Genomic DNA, 18,067 nt, shown 5'->3' on the forward strand with positions numbered 1-18,067 from the left:
TTACTGCTTTTTCGTGCTTTCTCGGCAGCTGCTGCGCATTGGAGGAAAGCCGCTGCGATGGCAGCGGCTTACATGGGCAAAGACCCCGGTCAGATACCGTCGCGGGCCAGGTCCATGGCGAAGTAGGTGAGGATCAGGTCGGCACCGGCACGTTTGATCGCGCCGATGCTTTCACGCACTACCCGGCCTTCATCGATGGCGCCAGCCAGGCCGCCGAACTTGATCATCGCGTATTCGCCACTGACCTGGTATGCGGCCAGCGGCAGGCGCGAGGCGGCACGGATATCGGCAATCACGTCGAGGTAGGCGCCGGCCGGCTTGACCATCAACACGTCGGCCCCTTCCTGCTCGTCGAGCAACGACTCGCGCACCGCTTCGCGGCGGTTCATGGGGTTCATCTGATAGCTCTTGCGGTCGCCCTTCAGCGCGGTACCACCGGCTTCGCGGAACGGGCCATACAGTGACGAAGCGAACTTGGTGGAATAGGCCATGATCGCGGTGTCATGGAAACCGGCGCCGTCCAGCGCGCTGCGGATGGCCTGCACCTGGCCGTCCATTGCCGCCGAAGGGGCGATGAAATCGGCACCGGCAGCGGCGGCGATGACCGCCTGCTTGCCCAGGTTGGCGAGTGTGGCGTCATTGTCCACGCCGTGGTCATGCAACACACCGCAGTGGCCGTGGCTGGTGTATTCGCAGAAGCAGGTGTCGGACATTACTACCATTTCCGGCACGGTGTCCTTGCAGATCCGCGACATCCGCGCAACCAGGCCGTTTTCGTTCCAGGTGTCGCTGCCAACGGCGTCCAGGTTGTGCGAAACGCCAAAGGTCATCACCGACTTGATGCCGGCGCGGGCATAGCGCTCGATTTCCTGGGCCAGCAGCTTCTCCGGGATGCGGTTGACACCCGGCATGCTGGTGATCGGCACGAAGTCGTCGATGCCTTCTTCGACGAAGATTGGCAGGATCAGGTCTTCAAGGCGGAACTCGGTTTCCTGGAAGATCGTGCGCAGGGACTCGTTCTGGCGCAAGCGGCGAGGACGAACGGACGGGAATTGGTTGGACATGACTGCTCCAGGGTATTTGAACGGCGTATACCTTATGCCTGTCGCGCGCCAGTGAAAAGGCCAAATGACGAGATATTGTCTTGCGTCAAAGGCAATGGCTGCATTTTTCCTGTGCCAGCCTCTTCGCGGGTAAACCCGCTCCCACAGGATTCGCGCTGTACTTGTGGGTGCGGGTTTACCCGCGAAGAAACCACTGCAGGCAACCTGTTACTGAAGCCAGGGCGGCGCTGGCTCCTCTGCCCGGGCCACCCCTTGCTCGGCCTCGGCCCGCGCGGCGCGCCGGCGCGCATCATCCCGTCGGGCTGCATCGATCTCGCGCATCACGCCGGCCACATCGACGTCATGCTCGTCGTCATCGAACAGCCCCGTCAGCGGACTGTCCGAGCGCAGTTCGCCCGCCTCGTACAAAGCCCACATTTCCTGCGCGTACCGGGTATTTTTCAGCTCCGGCGCAAAACGCCCGAAATAGTGCGCCATGTTGGCCACATCGCGCTGCAGCATGCTGAAGGCATGGTTGTTGGCTGCAGCATCCACGGCCTGCGGCAGGTCGATGATCACCGGGCCGTCGGAGCCGAGCAGCACGTTGAACTCCGACAGGTCGCCATGCACCAGCCCGGCACACAGCATCAGCACGATCTGGCGGATGACGAAGGCATGGAAGGTGCGGGCTTCCTCGGCCTCCAGGTGCACATCGTTCAGGCGCGGTGCCGCATCGCCGTCGGCGTCGGTCACCAGCTCCATCAACAGCACGCCGTCCTGGAAGTCGTAGGGCCGTGGCACGCGTACGCCAGCAGCGGCCAGCCGGAACAGCGCCGCCACTTCGGCGTTCTGCCAGGCATCCTCGGCTTCCTTGCGGCCATACTTGCTGCCCTTGGCCATGGCCCGTGCCTGACGGCTGTTGCGGACCTTGCGGCCTTCCTGGTACTCGGCAGCCTGGCGAAAACTGCGCTTGCTGGCTTCTTTATATACCTTCGCGCAGCGTACCTGGCTGCCGCAGCGCACGACATACACGGCAGCTTCCTTGCCACTCATCAACGGCCGCAGTACTTCATCGACCAGGCCGTCTTCGATCAGGGGTTCGATTCTTTTCGGTGTCTTCATCAGGCTGCGTTCGGGGTCCTGGCTGTGATGGGGGACATCCTCTCACAGCCGGCAGCGACTTGCTCGCCTGTCTTCAGCGCGCCTGTGTCAGGCGCCCTGCCCCACACCCCCTGGCACCATCCCGCGTGCCCGGCGCCGGGTAACCAGCAGGCCGGAACACACCACCAGCAGCGCCAGTACCATGGTCGATACGACCTCTATGCGGTGGTCCGGGCGGAACAACATCAACACCAGTACCGCGCTGATGAACAGGATCACCGCCCAGGTCAGCCACGGGAACAGCCACATGCGGTAACCCAAGGTCTTGCCCTGGGCAATCAGGCGCTGGCGCAGGCGCAACTGGGAAATGGCAATCACCAGGTACACCAGCAAGGCAATCGCGCCGGAGCTGGCCATGAGGAAGCCGAATACCTTGGCCGGCACCAGGTAGTTGGCAATGACCGCCAGGAACGCCGCACCGGTGGACAGCAACACCGCCACCACCGGCGTGCCACTGCGGCTGGTCAGCTGGGCGCAGGCCGGTGCATCACCGCGGCGGCTCAGCGAATAGACCATGCGCGAGGCGGTGTACAGCGACGAGTTGAGGCAACTGGTGACCGAAGTCAGCACGACGAAGTCGATGATCGCCTTGGCATGCGGCACGCCGAGGGTGTCCAGCACCGTGACATAGGAGCCTTCGCTGGCCAGGCGCGGGTCAGTCCACGGCACCAGGGCGATGACGATGAAGATCGACAGGATATAGAACAGCGTGATTCGCCAGATCACCGAGTTGGTGGCCCTGGAGATGTGCTTGCCCGCTTCGTCGGACTCGGCTGCGGCGATGGTCACCACCTCGGCACCGAGGAACGAGAACATGGTGATGAGCATGGCACTGAGCACCGCGCCGAAGCCGTTGGGCATGAAACCGCCCGTGTCCCACAGGCGCGACACGCCGCTGACACCAGAGCCCGGCAGCAGGCCGAAGATGGCGCACACCCCCAGCGCGATGAAACCGACGATGGCCAGCACCTTGACCAGCGCCAGCCAGAACTCGAATTCACCATAGTTCTTTACGCTGAACAGGTTGGTAGCGGTCAGCAGCAAGGTGATGACCAGCGACAGCACCCAGATTTCCAGCTGCGGAACCCAGGAATTGATGATAGTGGCGGCGATGTTGGCCTCGATCGGGATGATCAGCACCCAGAACCACCAGTACAGCCAGCCAATGGTATAGCCGGCCCATTTGCCGATGGCGAGGTCGGCATAGGTGGAAAACGAACCGGTGTCCGGCGAGGCCACCGCCATTTCCGCCAGCATGCGCATTACCAGCACCACCAGGGCACCGGCCAGGATATAGGCGAGGATGGTGGCCGGCCCGGCTTCGGCGATCGCCCGGCCGGAGCCGACGAACAGGCCGGCACCGATCACGCCGGCGATGGACAGCATGGTGACATGCCGTGATTTCAATCCATGACTCAAATTGTTGTTGTGGGTTTGCATGGCGTTACCTTGTTGTTTTTGTCATGCCCACGCAGGGGCCGTCGGCTTGCACGTCACCGACGCAGGCGCGAAAAAGCCCGCCCTGCCCTAGATGGTGAGTAGGGCAGTACGGGTTGAGTAAACGAAACCGCAGGAGGTGCTACGGGTGCTTCAGCCGGCTGCCCGCCGGCGCGGCGCCAGGTCGGCCTTGGGCGCAGCGCTGCCTTGCCGGCTGACTTGCTCACAGACCTTCTCGACGATGTAGGCACCGATCGGAATGGCCGACGTGGCAGCTGGCGACGGCGCATTGCAGACGTTGACGCTGCGCGCAGTGTTGACGAACAGGAAGTCGTCGATCAGCTTGCCGTCACGCGACACGGCCTGGGCACGCACGCCGGCCGGGTAAGGCGTAAGGTCGGCCTTGGTGATGCTCGGGCAGTACTTCTGCACCTGCTTGAGGTAGCCGCCCTTGAACAGCGAGTTCTTCATCTCGATCAGGCCCGGGCGGAAGTTCTTCGCCAGTACCTTGAGAATGCCCGGGGTGGTCAGGGTCTGGAACAGGTCGCCAGGGCTGATGTCGGTCTTGCGATAGCCCTCGCGCTTCATCGCCAGCACGGCGTTGGGGCCGACGGTGACGGTGCCGTCGATCATGCGCGTCAGGTGCACGCCGAGGAACGGCATGGACGGGTCGGGAATCGGGTAGATCAGGTGGTTGACGATCTGGTTGTGCTGCTTGGGCAGCAGGTAGTACTCACCGCGGAACGGGCAGATGACGAAGTCGGTGCGCAGGCCCAGCATGCTCACCACGCGGTCGGCCATCAGGCCCGAACAGGTCACCAGGAAACGGCTGCGCAGCTCGTCGCCATGCGTACGCACGATCACTTCACTGGCCAGTTCCTGCAAGCCGACCACCTCGGCGCCATAACGGATTTCGCCACCGGCACGCTGGAACTCAGCGCCCATTGCCGCCGTCACCTGGGCGTAATTGACGATGCCGCTGGAGGGCACGAAGATGCCGCCCATGCCCACGATGTTCGGCTCGCGCTCGCGCAGCTCGGACGCCGTTAGCCAATAGCGTTCCAGGCCATTGGCCGCGGTGCGCTCCCACAGCGCCTTCATGCGCTGCATTTCCAGTTCGTTGGTGGCTACCAGCAGCTTGCCGCACTCGTCGAAGCGGATGCCGTGCTCGGTGCAGAAGGCCTTGGTGGCCTTGTTGCCTTCCAGGCAGAAGCGCGCCTTGAGACTACCCGGGGTGTAATAGACGCCGGCGTGGATCACGCCGCTGTTGTGGCCGGTCTGGTGGCGGGCCGGGCCGGACTCTTTCTCCAGCAGGAGAATCTTCGCATCCGGGTAGACCTTGATCAGGTGCATGGCCGTGGACATGCCCACAATGCCACCGCCGATGATGATGAAATCGTACACAGCCTTACCTCACACGCAGTCATTGCCTGGCTGGCTCACCAAGGCCCGCAGGGGCCCTGGTGGCATCGTTTGCTACATGGACGCATGGGCGGGCGCCCGCCCCACGCCCTGTCATTATTGCCCGCGCTGGTACAGCGGTTTGGGGAAGGCAAGGTAACCGCGCTGGCGCATCAGCTCGCGGCGCAGGCCTTCGTGTGGCGTGAAACGATCGCGGCCATGCAGCCAGAACAGGTTGTTGATCAGCAGGAAGCTGCCCACGCCCACCGGTACCGAAAGCTTCTTCGCGCTGCCTTCCAGCGATTCGGACAAGGCGTTCAGCCAGATGCCTTCCTCAAAGTTTTCCGGCTGCACGAACTGGTCAATGTAGCGCATGGTCGGGCGGCCTTCAGCATCAGTGTCGAATACCGCGTGGAACACATCCTCGGACACCTTCTTGCTCGGTGGTGCGGTCCAGCGCATCTCGCGACGGGCCAGTGGGTGGCGGAAGAACTCGTCGCACTGCTCCCAGTCGTCCAGGTGCAGCAGCAGCGAGTTGCCGCCTTCCATGTTCTTTTCGTCGATTTTCAGCATCAGCACGTAGTCGGTGATCTGGTTGACGAAGGTGCCGTCGTTGTGCAGCTCCATGACCCTGTGCGGCTGGCGCAGGTAGCTGTCGGAGTTGTCGGTATTGACCACCACGAAGCGGGCATAGAACTGCCCGCTCATGGCGTCGTAGTTGCTGCGCCCGATCAGGTGCGCACAGGCGGTGGTGAACTTGACCATGTCTTCGGCCTGGCTCACGTCATCCAGCCCGACCGGGGTGATCAGCATGCCACCGCTGGCGCGGTTGAGGATGGTGTTGAGCAGCACCGGGCGCAGGGTGCCTTGGCACAGCTGGTCGAGGATCTCACCCACCCGAAAACGCAGGAACGACTTGTACTCCAGCGCCTGCACCGGCCACTGGGCAACGGCCTGGACGAACGCTTCGACCGTTTCGCGGGCAAAGGTGATCTCCAGCAGGCGCGGCGACTGCTTCGAAGGGGCGATGGTGTAACCATGCGGTTCGAGCGGCAGTGGCATCACAAGTTCGTCGATCTGCGTAAATGCGTTCATGGCAAGGTCCTGGCAAAGAAAGTGAATGGCGCCGTCCGGTCATGACCTGGATCAGTGCGGGCGAGAGAAAAATATCGCCACAAACACAAAATGTCTACATTTTTATTTTTCAGCGATGTTTTGCTTGTTTGTCCATTGTTTTTCGCCAGCCGGCGCTTTCGGTATGATCGGCAAAACGGTTTGAGGAAACAGGACCTTGGAAGCGCTCGCCCCCCGACAAAACTCAGCATTCAGCGGGTATGAGAGGCTCAAGAAGGACATCATCCGCGGCGTCTTCAAGCCCGGGGAAAAGCTGTTGATGAGCACCCTGAAGGAACGCTACGACCTGGGCGTCGGCCCGTTGCGCGAAGCGCTGTCGCAACTGGTGGCCGAGCACCTGGTCAACGCGATCAGCCAGAAGGGCTACCGCGTGGCACCCATGTCGCTGGAGGAGATGAACGACATCTACGATGCCCGCGCCAACCTGGAGGCGATGATCATCACCCTGGCCATCGAGCGCGGCGACGATGCCTGGGAAGCGTCGGTATTGGCCCACTCGCATACCCTGGCCAAGGTGATGGAGGTGAAAACCCGCGAGCAGCGCCTGGATGTCTGGGATGAACGGCACAAGGCATTCCACACCGCGATCGCGTCGGGTTGCGGCTCCCGGCATCTGCTACAGGCGCGCACCTACCTGTTCGACCAGGCCGAGCGCTACCGGCACCTGTGGCTGACCCAGACGGTGTTTTCCGAGCAGGCCCTGGAACTCAAGCGCCAGGAACATGCGGCACTGGTCGAAGCGCTTCTCGCCCGGGACGCCAAGCGTGCCAGCGCCATGATGCGTTCGCACCTGATGACCCCGGTGCCGATCATTGCCCAGATCATGCATGCCGAAGGCATCGGCGCACGCTGACCGCTTTGCCCTGGCCTGCGCGGTCCCGTGTAGGAGCGGCCTTGTGTCGCGAAAGGGCTGCGCAGCAGCCCCAGGATTTCAGTGCAAATGCACAAATTGCCGGGGGCTGCTGCGCAGCCCTTTCGCGACACAAGGCCGCTCCTACAAGGGGGTGTCGGCCGGTCGGGTGGCCAGATGAATTTTTCTTAAATCGCCGGTTGGCTATTCTTTGGCACAATCAACTCTCCATCAGATGCCCGGAAACCAGCATGCCTCGCGTACTGACCATCGAAGACGACGCCGTCACCGGCCAGGAAATCGTCGCCGAACTTACCAGCCACGGCCTGGAAGTGGATTGGGCCGACAATGGCCGTGAAGGCCTTTCCAAAGCCATTGCCGGCGGCTACGACCTGATCACCCTCGACCGCATGCTGCCCGAGGTCGACGGGCTGACCATCGTCACGACCCTGCGCAACCTCAAGATCACCACGCCGATCCTGATGATCAGTGCCCTGTCGGATGTCGACGAGCGAGTGCGCGGCCTGCGTGCCGGTGGTGACGACTACCTGACCAAACCGTTCGCCTCCGATGAGATGGCTGCACGGGTCGAGGTCCTGCTGCGCCGCAACAGCGTGCCGGTCACCCAGACCCGCCTGCAGGTAGCCGACCTGCAACTGGACCTGATCAGCCACGAGGCCCGGCGCGGCGATCAGACGCTCAACCTGCTGCCCACCGAGTACAAGCTGCTGGAATACCTCATGCGCCACAGCGGCCAGGTGATCACCCGCATGATGATTTTCGAAGAAGTCTGGGGCTACCACTTCGACCCGGGTACCAACCTGATCGACGTGCACATTGGCCGCCTGCGCAAGAAGATCGACTCACCCGGCCAGTCGCCGCTGATCCGTACGGTACGGGGCTCCGGCTATGCCATTGCTGAACCCGTCTAAAGGCTGGAGCTCCTCGACCAGCCGCCTGCTGGCGCTGTACAGCTTTCTGTTCGTGGCCTGGAGCAGCATCCTCATGGGGGTGCTGTACTTCGAGGTGTCCAGCTACCTGAACAAACTCACCCGTCATTCCATGCTGCAGCGCCAGCACCTGTTCGCCCACATGAGCGGCAAGCAGCTGGATGATGCCCTGGTCGCCAGCCAGGCCCTGGAAGAGCGCAGCTTCGATGCCTATGGCCTGTTCGACAGCCAGCTCAACCCGATTGGCGGGCGCATTCGCGCGCTTCCGCCGGAGTTGCGGCTCGATGGCAAGGTTCATGAACTCAAGCGCTGCCTGGACGCCGACGACCCGCACATGCCGCGTGACAGTTGTGATGCCGTGGCGATCAAGGTGCAGGACGGCCGCTGGCTGGTGCTGGTGCGTGACAACGGCTCGCTGTTCGTGGTTACCCGGATCATCCTGCATGCACTGCTCTGGGGTATCTCGCTGACCCTGATCCCAGGCTTTGCCGGCTGGTACCTGCTGCGCCGCAGGCCGCTCAAGCGCATCCGTGCGATCCAGGCCCAGGCCGAGCTGATCGTCGCCGGCGACCTCACCCACCGCCTGCCGTTGTCGGCCCGGCGTGACGAACTGGACATGCTGGCAGCCATCGTCAATGCCATGCTCGACCGCATCGAGCGATTGATGCACGAGGTCAAGGGTGTGTGCGACAACATCGCCCACGACCTGCGCACCCCACTCACGCGCCTGCGCGCCCAGCTGTACCGCATTCGCCAGCAGAGCGACAGCGACTCCACCCAGGCCGAGGCGCTGGACCAGGCCATCGGCGAAACCGACACCTTGATGGCGCGTTTTCGCGGGCTGTTGCGCATCAGCGAACTGGAAGACCGCCAACGGCGCGCCGGTTTCGTCCAGCTGGACCCACACGCGTTGCTGGTGGAGCTGCATGACTTCTACCTGCCGTTGGCCGAGGATGGCGGTATTCGCCTGGAATTGCAGCAGCCCGCAGAACTGCCGGCACTGCATGGTGACCGCGAGCTGTTGTTCGAAGCCTTGGCTAACCTGGTGGGCAATGCTATCAAGTTCACCCCGGAGGGTGGCCAGGTGCGGATCAGCGCCACGCAGGACGACAATGGCCTGCAGCTGGCCATCGAGGACAGCGGGCCGGGTATTCCCGAAGAAGAACGGGCTGCGGTACTGAAGCGCTTCTATCGCAGCGAAGAAGGCCATCGCCATGCGGGGTTCGGGCTGGGGCTGTCGATCGTTGCGGCGATCGTCGACCTGCACGGGTTCGGGCTGGAAGTGGGGGCAAGCGAGTTGGGTGGGGCCAGGCTGGTTCTGGATTGCCCGCTGGCCGCGTCAGGCAAGTAGACAATGGGGCTGCTCTGCAGCCCATCGCGACACAAGGCCGCTCCTACAGGGGCGACGCAAGCATCCGATGCTGCGCTACTCCTGTAGGAGCGGCCTCGTGTCGCGATGGGCCGCAAAGCGGCCCCGTCTGTACGGATCAGTCAGCCAGACGCCAGGTAGTACTACCCTTGCTGTCCTCCAGCACAACCCCCATGGCGGTCAGCTGGTCGCGAATACGGTCGGATTCGGCCCAGTTCTTGTCCGCACGCGCCTGCAGGCGCGCCTGGATCAAGCCCTCGACCGCAGCAGCATCGACCTTGCCTTCGGCACCGGCACGCAGGAAGTCATCGGCTTCCAGCTGCAGCACACCCAGCACGTCACCGAGCTCGCGCAGGCGACCCGCCAGGCCGGCAGCCGCATCCGGGTCGCTGTCGCGCAGGCGGTTGATCTCGCGCACCAGGTCGAACAGCACGGCGCAGGCTTCGGGGGTGCCGAAGTCGTCGTTCATCGCCACGCTGAAACGCTCGACAAACGCTTCGCCGCCCTTGGCTGCAACCCGCGGCAGGCCACGCAAGGCGTGGTAGAAGCGCTCCAGGGCACCCTTGGCATCGCGCAGGCTGTCTTCCGAGTAGTTGATCGCGCTGCGGTAGTGGCTGGCCACCAGCAGGTAACGCACCACTTCCGGGTGGTACTTTTCGAGCACGTCGCGGATGGTGAAGAAGTTGTTCAACGACTTGGACATCTTCTCGCCGTTGATACGGATCATGCCGCAGTGCATCCAGGCGTTGGCGTACTGCTTGCCGGTGGCCGCCTCGCTCTGGGCGATCTCGTTCTCGTGGTGCGGGAACTCCAGGTCGCTGCCACCGCCGTGAATGTCGAAGCTTTCGCCCAGGCAGCAGGTCGACATCACCGAGCACTCGATGTGCCAGCCCGGACGCCCCGGCCCCCATGGCGATTCCCAGCTCGGCTCGCCCGGCTTGGCGCCTTTCCACAGGACGAAATCCAGCGGGTCCTGCTTGGCTTCATCAACTTCGATGCGCGCACCGATACGCAGGTCTTCGATTTTCTTGCGCGACAGCTTGCCGTAGCCGACGAACTTGCCGACACGGTAGTACACGTCGCCATTGCCCGGGGCGTAGGCGTAGCCCTTGTCGATCAGGGTCTGGATCATCGCGTGCATGCCGGCGATATGGTCGGTGGCACGCGGTTCCTGGTCCGGCGGCAGGATGTTCAGGCGCCGCTCGTCTTCGTGCATCGCGTCGATCATGCGCGCGGTCAGGGCGTCGAAGGTCTCGCCGTTCTCGTTGGCCCGGTTGATGATCTTGTCATCGATGTCGGTGATGTTGCGCACGTAGGTCAGCTCGTAGCCGCTCTTGCGCAGCCAGCGCGTGACCAGGTCGAAGGCCACCATGCTGCGGCCATGGCCCAGGTGGCAGTAGTCGTACACGGTCATGCCGCACACGTACATGCGCACCTTGTTGCCATCCAGCGGCTTGAAGACTTCCTTGGCTTTGCTCAGGGTGTTGTAGATGGTAAGCACGGCGGTTCCTCAGCTGCCCCAGGAGTCACGCAGGGTGACAGTGCGGTTGAACACCGGGCGGCCCGGCTGGCTGTCTTTCAGGTCGGCGCAGAAGTAGCCTTCGCGCTCGAACTGGAAGCGGTCCTCGGGCTGGGCCTGGGCCAGCGATGGCTCGGCACGGCAGCCGCGCAGCACCTGCAGCGAATCCGGGTTGATGTTGTCCAGGAAGCTGCCGCCCTCCTCGGTCTTTTCCGGGTTCGGCGAGCGGAACAGGCGGTCGTACAGGCGCACTTCGCACTCGACGCTGCCCTCGGCCGGCACCCAGTGGATCACGCCCTTGACCTTGCGCCCTTCAGGGTTCTTGCCCAGGGTGTCCGGGTCGTACGAGCAGCGCAGCTCGACGATGTTGCCGTCGGCATCCTTGATGGCCTCGTCGGCGCGGATCACGTAGCTGCCGCGCAGGCGCACTTCGCCGGCCGGTTCCAGGCGCTTGTAGCCCTTCGGCGGCTCTTCCATGAAGTCGTCGCGGTCGATGTACAGCTCGCGGGAGAACGGCAGCACGCGTACGCCCATGTCTTCCTTCGGGTGGCGCGGCAGCTCGAGCTGCTCGACCTGGCCTTGCGGGTAGTTGGTGATGACCACCTTCAGCGGGCGCAGCACGCACATGGCGCGTGGTGCAGTACGGTCCAGGTCGTCACGGATACTGAACTCCAGCATCGACATGTCGACCACGCCGTCGGAGCGGTTGGTGCCGATCATTTCGCAGAAGTTGCGGATCGAGGCCGGGGTGTAGCCACGGCGACGGAAACCGGACAGGGTCGACATGCGTGGGTCGTCCCAGGCTTCGACGTGCTTTTCGTCGACCAGCTGCTTGAGCTTGCGCTTGGAAGTGATGGTGTAGTTCAGGTTCAGGCGGCTGAACTCATACTGGCGCGGGTGGGCCGGCACCGGCAGGTTGTCGAGGAACCAGTCGTACAGCGGACGATGCCCTTCGAATTCCAGGGTGCAGATCGAGTGGGTGATGCCCTCGATGGCGTCCGACTGGCCGTGGGTAAAGTCGTAGTTGGGGTAGATGCACCACTTGTCACCGGTCTGGTGGTGGTGGGCATGGCGGATGCGGTACAGGATCGGGTCGCGCAGGTTCATGTTCGGCGACGCCATGTCGATCTTGGCCCGCAGCACGCGCTCGCCGTCCTTGAACTCACCGGCCTTCATGCGGGCGAACAGGTCAAGGTTCTCCTCCACGCTGCGCTCGCGGAACGGGCTGTTCTTGCCTGGCTCCTTGAGGCTGCCGCGGTATTCCTTGGCCTGCTCGGGGGTAAGGTCGCAGACGTAGGCCTTGCCGCGCTTGATCAGCTCGACCGCCCAGTCGTGCAACTGGTCGAAGTAATCCGAGGCGTAGCGCACATCGCCGGCCCACTCGAAACCCAGCCACTTGACATCGCTCTGGATGGCGTCGATGTATTCCTGGTCTTCCTTGGCCGGGTTGGTATCGTCGAAACGCAGGTGACAGACGCCCCCGAACTCCTTGGCCAGGCCGAAGTTCACGCAGATCGACTTGGCGTGGCCGATGTGCAGGTAACCATTGGGCTCCGGCGGGAAACGGGTGACGATACGGCTGTGCTTGCCCGAGTCCAGGTCGGCCTGGATGATCGGCCGCAGGAAGTTCGCAGGGACAGCGGGGGCGCCTTTGGCAGCGGCGTTGGGCGCGTTGTCGGCAGTGGGCTTGCTCATAGGATCCTTGAATGCACGTGGCCGGCCTGGGTAGGCCGATTGAATCAAAGGGCATATCATAGCCGAAGCAGTCAAGCTGCTGACAGTCGGGCCCGGACAAACAGGCGTGATTTATCACGGCTTTTTGCCGCAGCCTGGCAAAATGGCCAGTGCGCGCCATGTGTCGCGACCGCCTGATCCTGCGTCAGGTGGTAACCCCGCGCCCTGCGCACCCTAATTCCCGATTGCCTTGAAAGAGCGAGTTTCAGCATGTCCAAAGTCAAACTGAGCACCAACCACGGCGACATCGTCCTGCAACTGGACGCCGAAAAAGCGCCGCTGACTACCGAAAACTTCGTTCAGTACGTCAAGGATGGCCACTACAACGGCACCGTGTTCCACCGCGTGATCAAGGGCTTCATGATCCAGGGCGGTGGCTTCGAGCCTGGCATGAGCCAGAAGAAAACCCGCGCCAGCATCCAGAACGAAGCCGACAACGGCCTGAAGAACAAGAAGTACAGCATCGCCATGGCCCGTACCATGGAGCCGCACTCCGCCTCGGCGCAGTTCTTCATCAACGCCGCCGACAACGACTTCCTCAACCACAGCGGCAAGAACGTGCAGGGCTGGGGCTACGCGGTGTTCGGCGAAGTGATCGAAGGCCGTGAAATCGTCGATGCCATCGAGAAGGTCGCGACCGGTTCCAGGGCTGGCCACCAGGACGTGCCAAAAGACGACGTGATCATCGAGAAAGCCGAGATCATTGAGTGATCCTGCTGATCTCCGATCTGCACCTGCAAGAAGAACGCCCGGATATCACCCGGGCGTTTCTGGATTTGCTCGATGGCCGTGCCCGCCACGCCGAGGCCTTGTATATTCTCGGCGACTTCTTCGAAGCGTGGATCGGCGACGATGCCATGACGCCGTTCCAGCAGTCGATCTGCCAGGCCATGCGCCGCTTGAGCGACAGCGGTACGGCCATCTACCTGATGCATGGCAACCGTGATTTCCTGATTGGCCAGGCCTTCTGTGTCGCCGCAGGTTGCACGTTGCTGGCCGATCCCAGCGTCATCGAACTCGGCGGCGAACCGGTGTTGCTGATGCATGGCGACACCTTGTGCACCCGCGACCTGGGCTACATGAAGATGCGCCGCTTGCTGCGCAACCCGCTGAGCCTGTGGATCCTGCGTCACCTGCCGCTGGCGGCGCGCTACAAGCTGGCGCGCAAGCTGCGCAGCGAAAGCCGCACGCAAACGCGGATGAAGGCCACCGATATCGTCGATGTCACCCCGGAGGAAGTGCCGCAGGTGATGGCCGTGCATGGCGTGCGCACGCTGGTGCATGGCCATACCCACCGGCCGGCAATCCACAAACTGGTGGTCGATGGGCAACCGGCACGGCGCATCGTGCTGGGTGACTGGGACCGCCGGGGCTGGGTGTTGCAGGTTGACGAGCAAGGCTTTCAGCTGGCGCCGTTCGAGTTTTCCTGACGCTGTAGCGCTGGCAAATACTGGCCGCTTCGCGAGTAAATCCGCCCGCACAGGGACTGCACCGCTTGCGGTCATGGTGCAGTGCCTGTGCGAGCGCCTCAAGGCTGGCTGGCCAGCGCGCCCTTGTCCCCCTCGCTGATCACATACTGCCGGTATTCGGGGTCGGCCTGGATTTGTGCCTCGGTAAACGGTAATGGCAGCAGTTGCTTGGCCGAGAAGGCCTTGGTCTGGTCGCCGAAGTGTGCCGAACCGGCTTCGCTGGACTGCGAGAACGCCAGCAACCCGCGCGCCTCCGGCCCCTTGTCGGTAAAGCTGACCAGTTGCAGGTAGCTGGTACCACTGACCACCAGCCGCTTGCCCTGCCCGTGCGGCACGCTGTGGATCGCGTTGTACACGCCCAACGCTTGCGGGCCGCCCGGCACCGGGGTGCCATCGACTGCCTGCTGTACCTGGCCCCAGCGCACCTGCCCTGCCACACCACTCTCATTCACCTGCCTGAGCGACGCCAGCGCCGCCTGGTGCAGCCGTTTGCGCACCGCTGCCTGCTCGACCGCCAGGCCACGCGGGGTGTGCTGTGGGTCGGCCGGGTCGAAGGCCACCCGCCAGCTTTCCGGGTGCTCGGCCAATGCCTCGAACAGGTTGTTGAAGTGCACCAGGCCAATGCCACTGTCGAGGTCGGCCTTGCCGTTCCAGGTCGCCAGGCTGCTGCATACGGCCTGTACCTCGGCAGCGGCGCCCTGGCACCATTGCAGCAGGTCTGGCAGCACCAGGATGGCCAGGTAGACCTCATCGTCGGTGACCATGCGTTGCAAATCGTCGATCGCCAAGCGGGCCTTGCCCTGCAGGCGTTGCAGGGCAAAACGGCCGCGCATGCCCAGCGGCTGGTCACTGCGGCTTACCAGCGGCGAGTAGCCGGTCAGCGGCTGCGCCGGGTTGGTCATCCAGGCCGGGTCATTGGAGTTCTGCACGAAATCCGTGCGCTGCAGGCTCGGCAGCAGGCGTGCCGGGAAGATCCCCGGCTGTGCCGCCTGCGCATCCACTTTCCACGCACACGCACTGCGCGAGCCATCCAGCACTACCAGGCGACCCTCGGCCTGCGAACTGCTGCAGGTGTCCAGCAACGGCTGATCGACATAGGGCACCACCGACTGGTTCAAGTACAAGGCCTGGCCGCCCTGGTCGACCGCCAGCGTGTTGACCCAAGGAATGCCCTGCAACCGTTCGACCGCCCGCTGCAGCGCCGCCACGCTGTCGGCGCGGTTGATCTGGTACCACTGCTGCAATACCCGGGTGTTCTCCAGGTTGGCATCACGCAAGCTGTAGGCCGTGCGGCTGTCCCAGTCCAGGCGCCCGGGCCATTGCACCACCGGGCCGAAACGCGAACTGTAGACCTGGCGTTGTACCTGGCTCAGGCTGCCATCCTCGGCCTTGACTGCAACGCTGATGGTCTGCCGGACCAGCGGCAGCGACTTGCCATCGAGCAGGTAGCGGGTCGGGTCCTTGGGATCGAGTTGCAGGCGGTAGAGGGTAAAGTGCTGCGACGTATCGACAGTGTGCGTCCAGGCCAGGTGCTGGTTGAAACCGATATTGACCACAGGTAGCCCCGGCAATGCTGCCCCCATCACATCGAGCTTGCCGGGGATGGTCAACTGCATCTGGTAGAAGCGCATGCCGCCCATCCACGGGAAGTGCGGGTTGGCCAGCAACAGGCCGCGACCATTGGCCGAACGCCGGGCTCCCAAGGCCACCGCATTGCTACCGCGCTCCAGGGCAAAACGTTCCTGCCGGGCCAGGGCCGAGGCATAGCCGCTAGCGGCCTGCCGGTTGGCCAGACTGGGCGGTTGCGCACCCACCAGGGCTTCGACGAACTGCCCGACACCCCCTTCGGCCAACAGCCGGCGGGTCAGCTTGACCAGGTCTTCGCTACTGATCGGGCGCAGCCACTCGCCATTGCCGCACTCGGCGGGCAACCCTTGGCCACGGCGCTCGGCCAGGGCCCGGTTGTAGCCACTGGCATAACCCGCCAACAGCGCCTGGACCGAGGCCGGTTGCGCCTGCAAGAACGCGTTGATGGCCGAGGGGCTGTTGAGCCAGGTGAAGAACAGGTCACTCGCCAGGTTGTCGCGCTGCTCCAGAGTCTTGCCGTTGGCACCGAAATATCGGGACCGTTCGCCGCTGACGGTCAGCACCTCGTTACCTAGCAGGCACAGATTGTCCTGGGCATAGGCATAGCCGATACCGTAGCCCAGGCCGCGCTCGTCCTTGGCCACGATATGCGGCACGCCGTAGCTGGTGCGGCGAATCTGCGCGCTGGCATCGACTGCGGCGGACTGCGCCGCTGCGCCTGCATTGAAGGCTACCAGAGCGATGGCCAGGCCAGCGCAAGTCATGGGACGGGAAAATGGAAACACGGGCATTCCTCGAATTCGGGGTCATCCCGTGCAGACGAATGGCCAGATGAAAATTTTACCTGTGAGCGGCGGATGAAACGTCTTGAACAAAAACCGGCATTTTTTTGCGAATGGGCTGCAGTTTTTGTCTTCTCATTCGTCCTAGTCATTGAGGCACCCATATTTCGGGTTCGTCGACGAAAAGGAGCATTCACATGTACAACCCGCAATCCTCGATCCAGGCTGGCCACCGCCCGGACAAGGCGCCCCAGGGACAGGACGCCGTGGCCGACGAACGTACCGGCAACGAACAGATCCGCGCGTTGTTGCGCACCTTCGGCCTGCGCACCAGCCTGATCCGCCTCAAGGTGATCGACGCCTTGCACGTCGCCCAGCGTAACGGCCGCAGCATTGGCGTGCGCGGCGTGCATGCGCAACTGCAGCAACTGGATATCCCGCTGTCGTTCCTCAGCGTGCGCGAAGTCCTCAAGCGGCTATGCGCCGAGGGCGTCATCCAACTGGGCAGCGACAAGTGCTACAGCCTCGACCCACAGGCGCGTGCCGTGCTGGAGCAAACGCCTTCGCGTTGAGGGCACGGCCGGCCACAGTTGGCCGGCCCGCACCGGTCAGGGCTTGACCTTGCGCCGCAAGATGCCGTTGATGACCACGACCACCACGGCAATCGCAATCGCCAGCATCTGGAAGGTCTGCTCACTGATCGTACCCTGCTTCTGCAAGTGGGACAGGCCCAGCATCAGGCCCAGTACGACCAGGATGATCAGAAGGGAGTATTTGAGGCGCTGCACATGTGTCATCGAAGGTTCCTTGCAACATCTGGGGCAAATGGCTCGCAACGAGCCGCGGCAATCATACAACGGCCACCGGCCCCGGCGCTGCATTTCCTGCTGGGTGAGGCGGCGGCGGCCTGCAAGCATGGCGCTCCCAAGCTGTCGCCGCCGGAGGCACCATGTACAAACCCCTGCTGTTCGCATCGCTGCTTTTGACCCCCCTTTCCCTTCATGCATTGGACACCCACGAGGCCTCGACCGGGCAATTGCTCGACCTGGGCCGCAACCTGGCCGCCCAGGCTGGGTCCAGCCAGTGGCAGCAACTCTGGCAACGCGTGCGCCAGGCCGGCTACCTGCAGGCAAACGGTGATTCGCTGCATTTCACCGTAGCGCCGGCATTGCTGCCCGAGCTGGCCCGGCAAACCCTGGGCCGGGCAGACCAGGTACAGGCGCTGCAGTACACCCAGGCGCTGTACCGACGCCACTTTGCCGACCAGGTCATCGGCCAGCGCAATGGCCAGCCGCTGCATGCGCTGTGCTTGCTGGTCGATTGGCGCACGCTGCCACAAGGCATGCTTCACAGCCCCGAGGCGTACCTGCGTGGCGCCAGCCTGCTGAGCAGCTATCCGTGCGAGTGAGGGTTACCAGACCCAACAGGCAGGACTGGATGAGGCTCGATGGGAAGCCACCCGCTGCAGCCAGTTGTTGAAGCCATCTCCTACAGCGCCGGATATCGCTGCCTGCAATACCTGTTCTCCGAGGCTACAAGTCCCAACCCCTATGTCGCCTAGCGACCGGCTTTGTCCGTCGCCGAGAATTCAGCCACACCGTCGACATAACGCCGCTGGTGATCGGGTAGTA

Annotated in this window: 16 protein-coding genes; 7 read left to right on the forward strand and 9 right to left on the reverse strand. The window is 63.4% G+C overall.

All coding sequences use genetic code 11. From position 1 onward, the window contains the following. Positions 1-89: 89 nt before the first annotated feature. From hemB to glaH, 5 genes are all read right to left on the reverse strand, one after another. Entirely contained in the window at positions 90-1,064 is a 975-nt protein-coding gene (gene hemB, locus JKP78_RS02695; RefSeq protein ID WP_186674304.1) for a porphobilinogen synthase, read from the reverse strand. 207 nt (positions 1,065-1,271) lie between these two features. Beyond that, positions 1,272-2,165: a PA4780 family RIO1-like protein kinase gene (locus JKP78_RS02700; protein ID WP_200626014.1), complete on the reverse strand. Its 894-nt coding sequence runs from the start codon at positions 2,163-2,165 to the stop codon at positions 1,272-1,274. 87 nt (positions 2,166-2,252) lie between these two features. Beyond that, positions 2,253-3,644, reverse strand: coding sequence for a GABA permease (gabP, locus tag JKP78_RS02705; RefSeq protein ID WP_200626015.1), 1,392 nt, complete (start codon positions 3,642-3,644; stop codon positions 2,253-2,255). A 150-nt stretch (positions 3,645-3,794) separates the two neighbouring features. Beyond that, positions 3,795-5,045 carry an L-2-hydroxyglutarate oxidase gene (gene lhgO / locus JKP78_RS02710; RefSeq protein WP_200626016.1) on the reverse strand — a complete coding sequence of 417 codons (1,251 nt, stop codon included), beginning with the start codon at positions 5,043-5,045 and terminating at the stop codon, positions 3,795-3,797. Between the two features lie 114 nt (positions 5,046-5,159). Further along, positions 5,160-6,137: a glutarate dioxygenase GlaH gene (glaH, locus tag JKP78_RS02715; protein WP_170029699.1), complete on the reverse strand. Its 978-nt coding sequence runs from the start codon at positions 6,135-6,137 to the stop codon at positions 5,160-5,162. 196 nt (positions 6,138-6,333) lie between these two features. On the opposite strand from glaH, the gene csiR reads away from it, so the two are divergent. The 3 genes from csiR to JKP78_RS02730 all read left to right on the forward strand — a co-directional run bounded on the left by csiR (position 6,334) and on the right by JKP78_RS02730 (position 9,327). Next, complete coding sequence (gene csiR, locus JKP78_RS02720; RefSeq protein WP_170029698.1) at positions 6,334-7,029, forward strand: DNA-binding transcriptional regulator CsiR; 696 nt, start codon at positions 6,334-6,336, stop codon at positions 7,027-7,029. A gap of 248 nt (positions 7,030-7,277) precedes the next feature. Beyond that, positions 7,278-7,958, forward strand: coding sequence for a response regulator transcription factor (locus tag JKP78_RS02725; protein ID WP_170029697.1), 681 nt, complete (start codon positions 7,278-7,280; stop codon positions 7,956-7,958). Beyond that, a complete protein-coding gene (locus JKP78_RS02730) occupies positions 7,936-9,327 on the forward strand; it encodes a sensor histidine kinase (RefSeq protein WP_186684944.1) in 1,392 nt (463 codons plus the stop codon). The genes JKP78_RS02725 and JKP78_RS02730 overlap by 23 nt, the downstream gene beginning before the upstream one ends. 136 nt (positions 9,328-9,463) lie before the next feature. On the opposite strand, the gene cysS is transcribed toward JKP78_RS02730, so the two are convergent. Both cysS and JKP78_RS02740 read right to left on the reverse strand, forming a co-directional pair. Beyond that, the gene (gene cysS, locus JKP78_RS02735) at positions 9,464-10,846 is read right to left on the reverse strand and encodes a cysteine--tRNA ligase (protein ID WP_186684941.1); all 1,383 of its coding nucleotides are present in this window, start codon (positions 10,844-10,846) and stop codon (positions 9,464-9,466) included. A 9-nt stretch (positions 10,847-10,855) separates the two neighbouring features. Then, positions 10,856-12,559, reverse strand: a complete 1,704-nt coding sequence (locus tag JKP78_RS02740; protein ID WP_186684939.1) for a glutamine--tRNA ligase/YqeY domain fusion protein — start codon at positions 12,557-12,559, stop codon at positions 10,856-10,858. Positions 12,560-12,808: 249 nt separating this feature from the next. Between JKP78_RS02740 and JKP78_RS02745 the strand changes: the two genes are divergently transcribed. Together JKP78_RS02745 and lpxH are read left to right on the forward strand one after the other, a co-directional pair. Next, a complete protein-coding gene (locus JKP78_RS02745) occupies positions 12,809-13,309 on the forward strand; it encodes a peptidylprolyl isomerase (RefSeq protein ID WP_200626017.1) in 501 nt (166 codons plus the stop codon). After that, complete coding sequence (lpxH, locus tag JKP78_RS02750; RefSeq protein ID WP_200626018.1) at positions 13,306-14,028, forward strand: UDP-2,3-diacylglucosamine diphosphatase; 723 nt, start codon at positions 13,306-13,308, stop codon at positions 14,026-14,028. The genes JKP78_RS02745 and lpxH overlap by 4 nt, the downstream gene beginning before the upstream one ends. A 98-nt stretch (positions 14,029-14,126) precedes the next feature. Here the strand turns inward: lpxH and pvdQ are convergent, their stop codons facing one another. Next, positions 14,127-16,439 (reverse strand): bifunctional acylase PvdQ, encoded by a 2,313-nt coding sequence (gene pvdQ, locus JKP78_RS02755; RefSeq protein ID WP_442793958.1) that lies wholly within the window; start codon positions 16,437-16,439, stop codon positions 14,127-14,129. A gap of 194 nt (positions 16,440-16,633) precedes the next feature. Between pvdQ and JKP78_RS02760 the strand changes: the two genes are divergently transcribed. Further along, positions 16,634-17,008, forward strand: a complete 375-nt coding sequence (locus tag JKP78_RS02760) for a fe2+ zn2+ uptake regulation protein (protein WP_186684935.1) — start codon at positions 16,634-16,636, stop codon at positions 17,006-17,008. 36 nt (positions 17,009-17,044) lie between these two features. Here the strand turns inward: JKP78_RS02760 and JKP78_RS02765 are convergent, their stop codons facing one another. Further along, complete coding sequence (locus JKP78_RS02765) at positions 17,045-17,233, reverse strand: hypothetical protein (protein ID WP_003248064.1); 189 nt, start codon at positions 17,231-17,233, stop codon at positions 17,045-17,047. 152 nt (positions 17,234-17,385) lie between these two features. Here JKP78_RS02765 and JKP78_RS02770 point away from each other — a divergent pair, with 152 nt between their 5' ends. Next, entirely contained in the window at positions 17,386-17,844 is a 459-nt protein-coding gene (locus JKP78_RS02770) for a hypothetical protein (protein ID WP_200626019.1), read from the forward strand. Positions 17,845-18,067 lie beyond the last annotated feature (223 nt).

It is taken from the genome of Pseudomonas sp. LAM2023, assembly GCF_016620375.1.
GTDB lineage: Bacteria > Pseudomonadota > Gammaproteobacteria > Pseudomonadales > Pseudomonadaceae > Aquipseudomonas > Aquipseudomonas anuradhapurensis.

Bases quoted from the DNA above. Each gene is read 5' to 3' on its own strand.
- hemB (WP_186674304.1), bottom strand. From the start codon at position 1,064: ATGTCCAACCAATTCCCGTCCGTTCGTCCTCGCCGCTTGCGCCAGAAC.
- JKP78_RS02700 (WP_200626014.1), bottom strand. From the start codon at position 2,165: ATGAAGACACCGAAAAGAATCGAACCCCTGATCGAAGACGGCCTGGTC.
- gabP (WP_200626015.1), bottom strand. From the start codon at position 3,644: ATGCAAACCCACAACAACAATTTGAGTCATGGATTGAAATCACGGCAT.
- glaH (WP_170029699.1), bottom strand. From the start codon at position 6,137: ATGAACGCATTTACGCAGATCGACGAACTTGTGATGCCACTGCCGCTC.
- JKP78_RS02725 (WP_170029697.1), top strand. From the start codon at position 7,278: ATGCCTCGCGTACTGACCATCGAAGACGACGCCGTCACCGGCCAGGAA.
- JKP78_RS02730 (WP_186684944.1), top strand. From the start codon at position 7,936: ATGCCATTGCTGAACCCGTCTAAAGGCTGGAGCTCCTCGACCAGCCGC.
- JKP78_RS02740 (WP_186684939.1), bottom strand. From the start codon at position 12,559: ATGAGCAAGCCCACTGCCGACAACGCGCCCAACGCCGCTGCCAAAGGC.
- JKP78_RS02745 (WP_200626017.1), top strand. From the start codon at position 12,809: ATGTCCAAAGTCAAACTGAGCACCAACCACGGCGACATCGTCCTGCAA.
- JKP78_RS02760 (WP_186684935.1), top strand. From the start codon at position 16,634: ATGTACAACCCGCAATCCTCGATCCAGGCTGGCCACCGCCCGGACAAG.
- JKP78_RS02765 (WP_003248064.1), bottom strand. From the start codon at position 17,233: ATGACACATGTGCAGCGCCTCAAATACTCCCTTCTGATCATCCTGGTC.
- JKP78_RS02770 (WP_200626019.1), top strand. From the start codon at position 17,386: ATGTACAAACCCCTGCTGTTCGCATCGCTGCTTTTGACCCCCCTTTCC.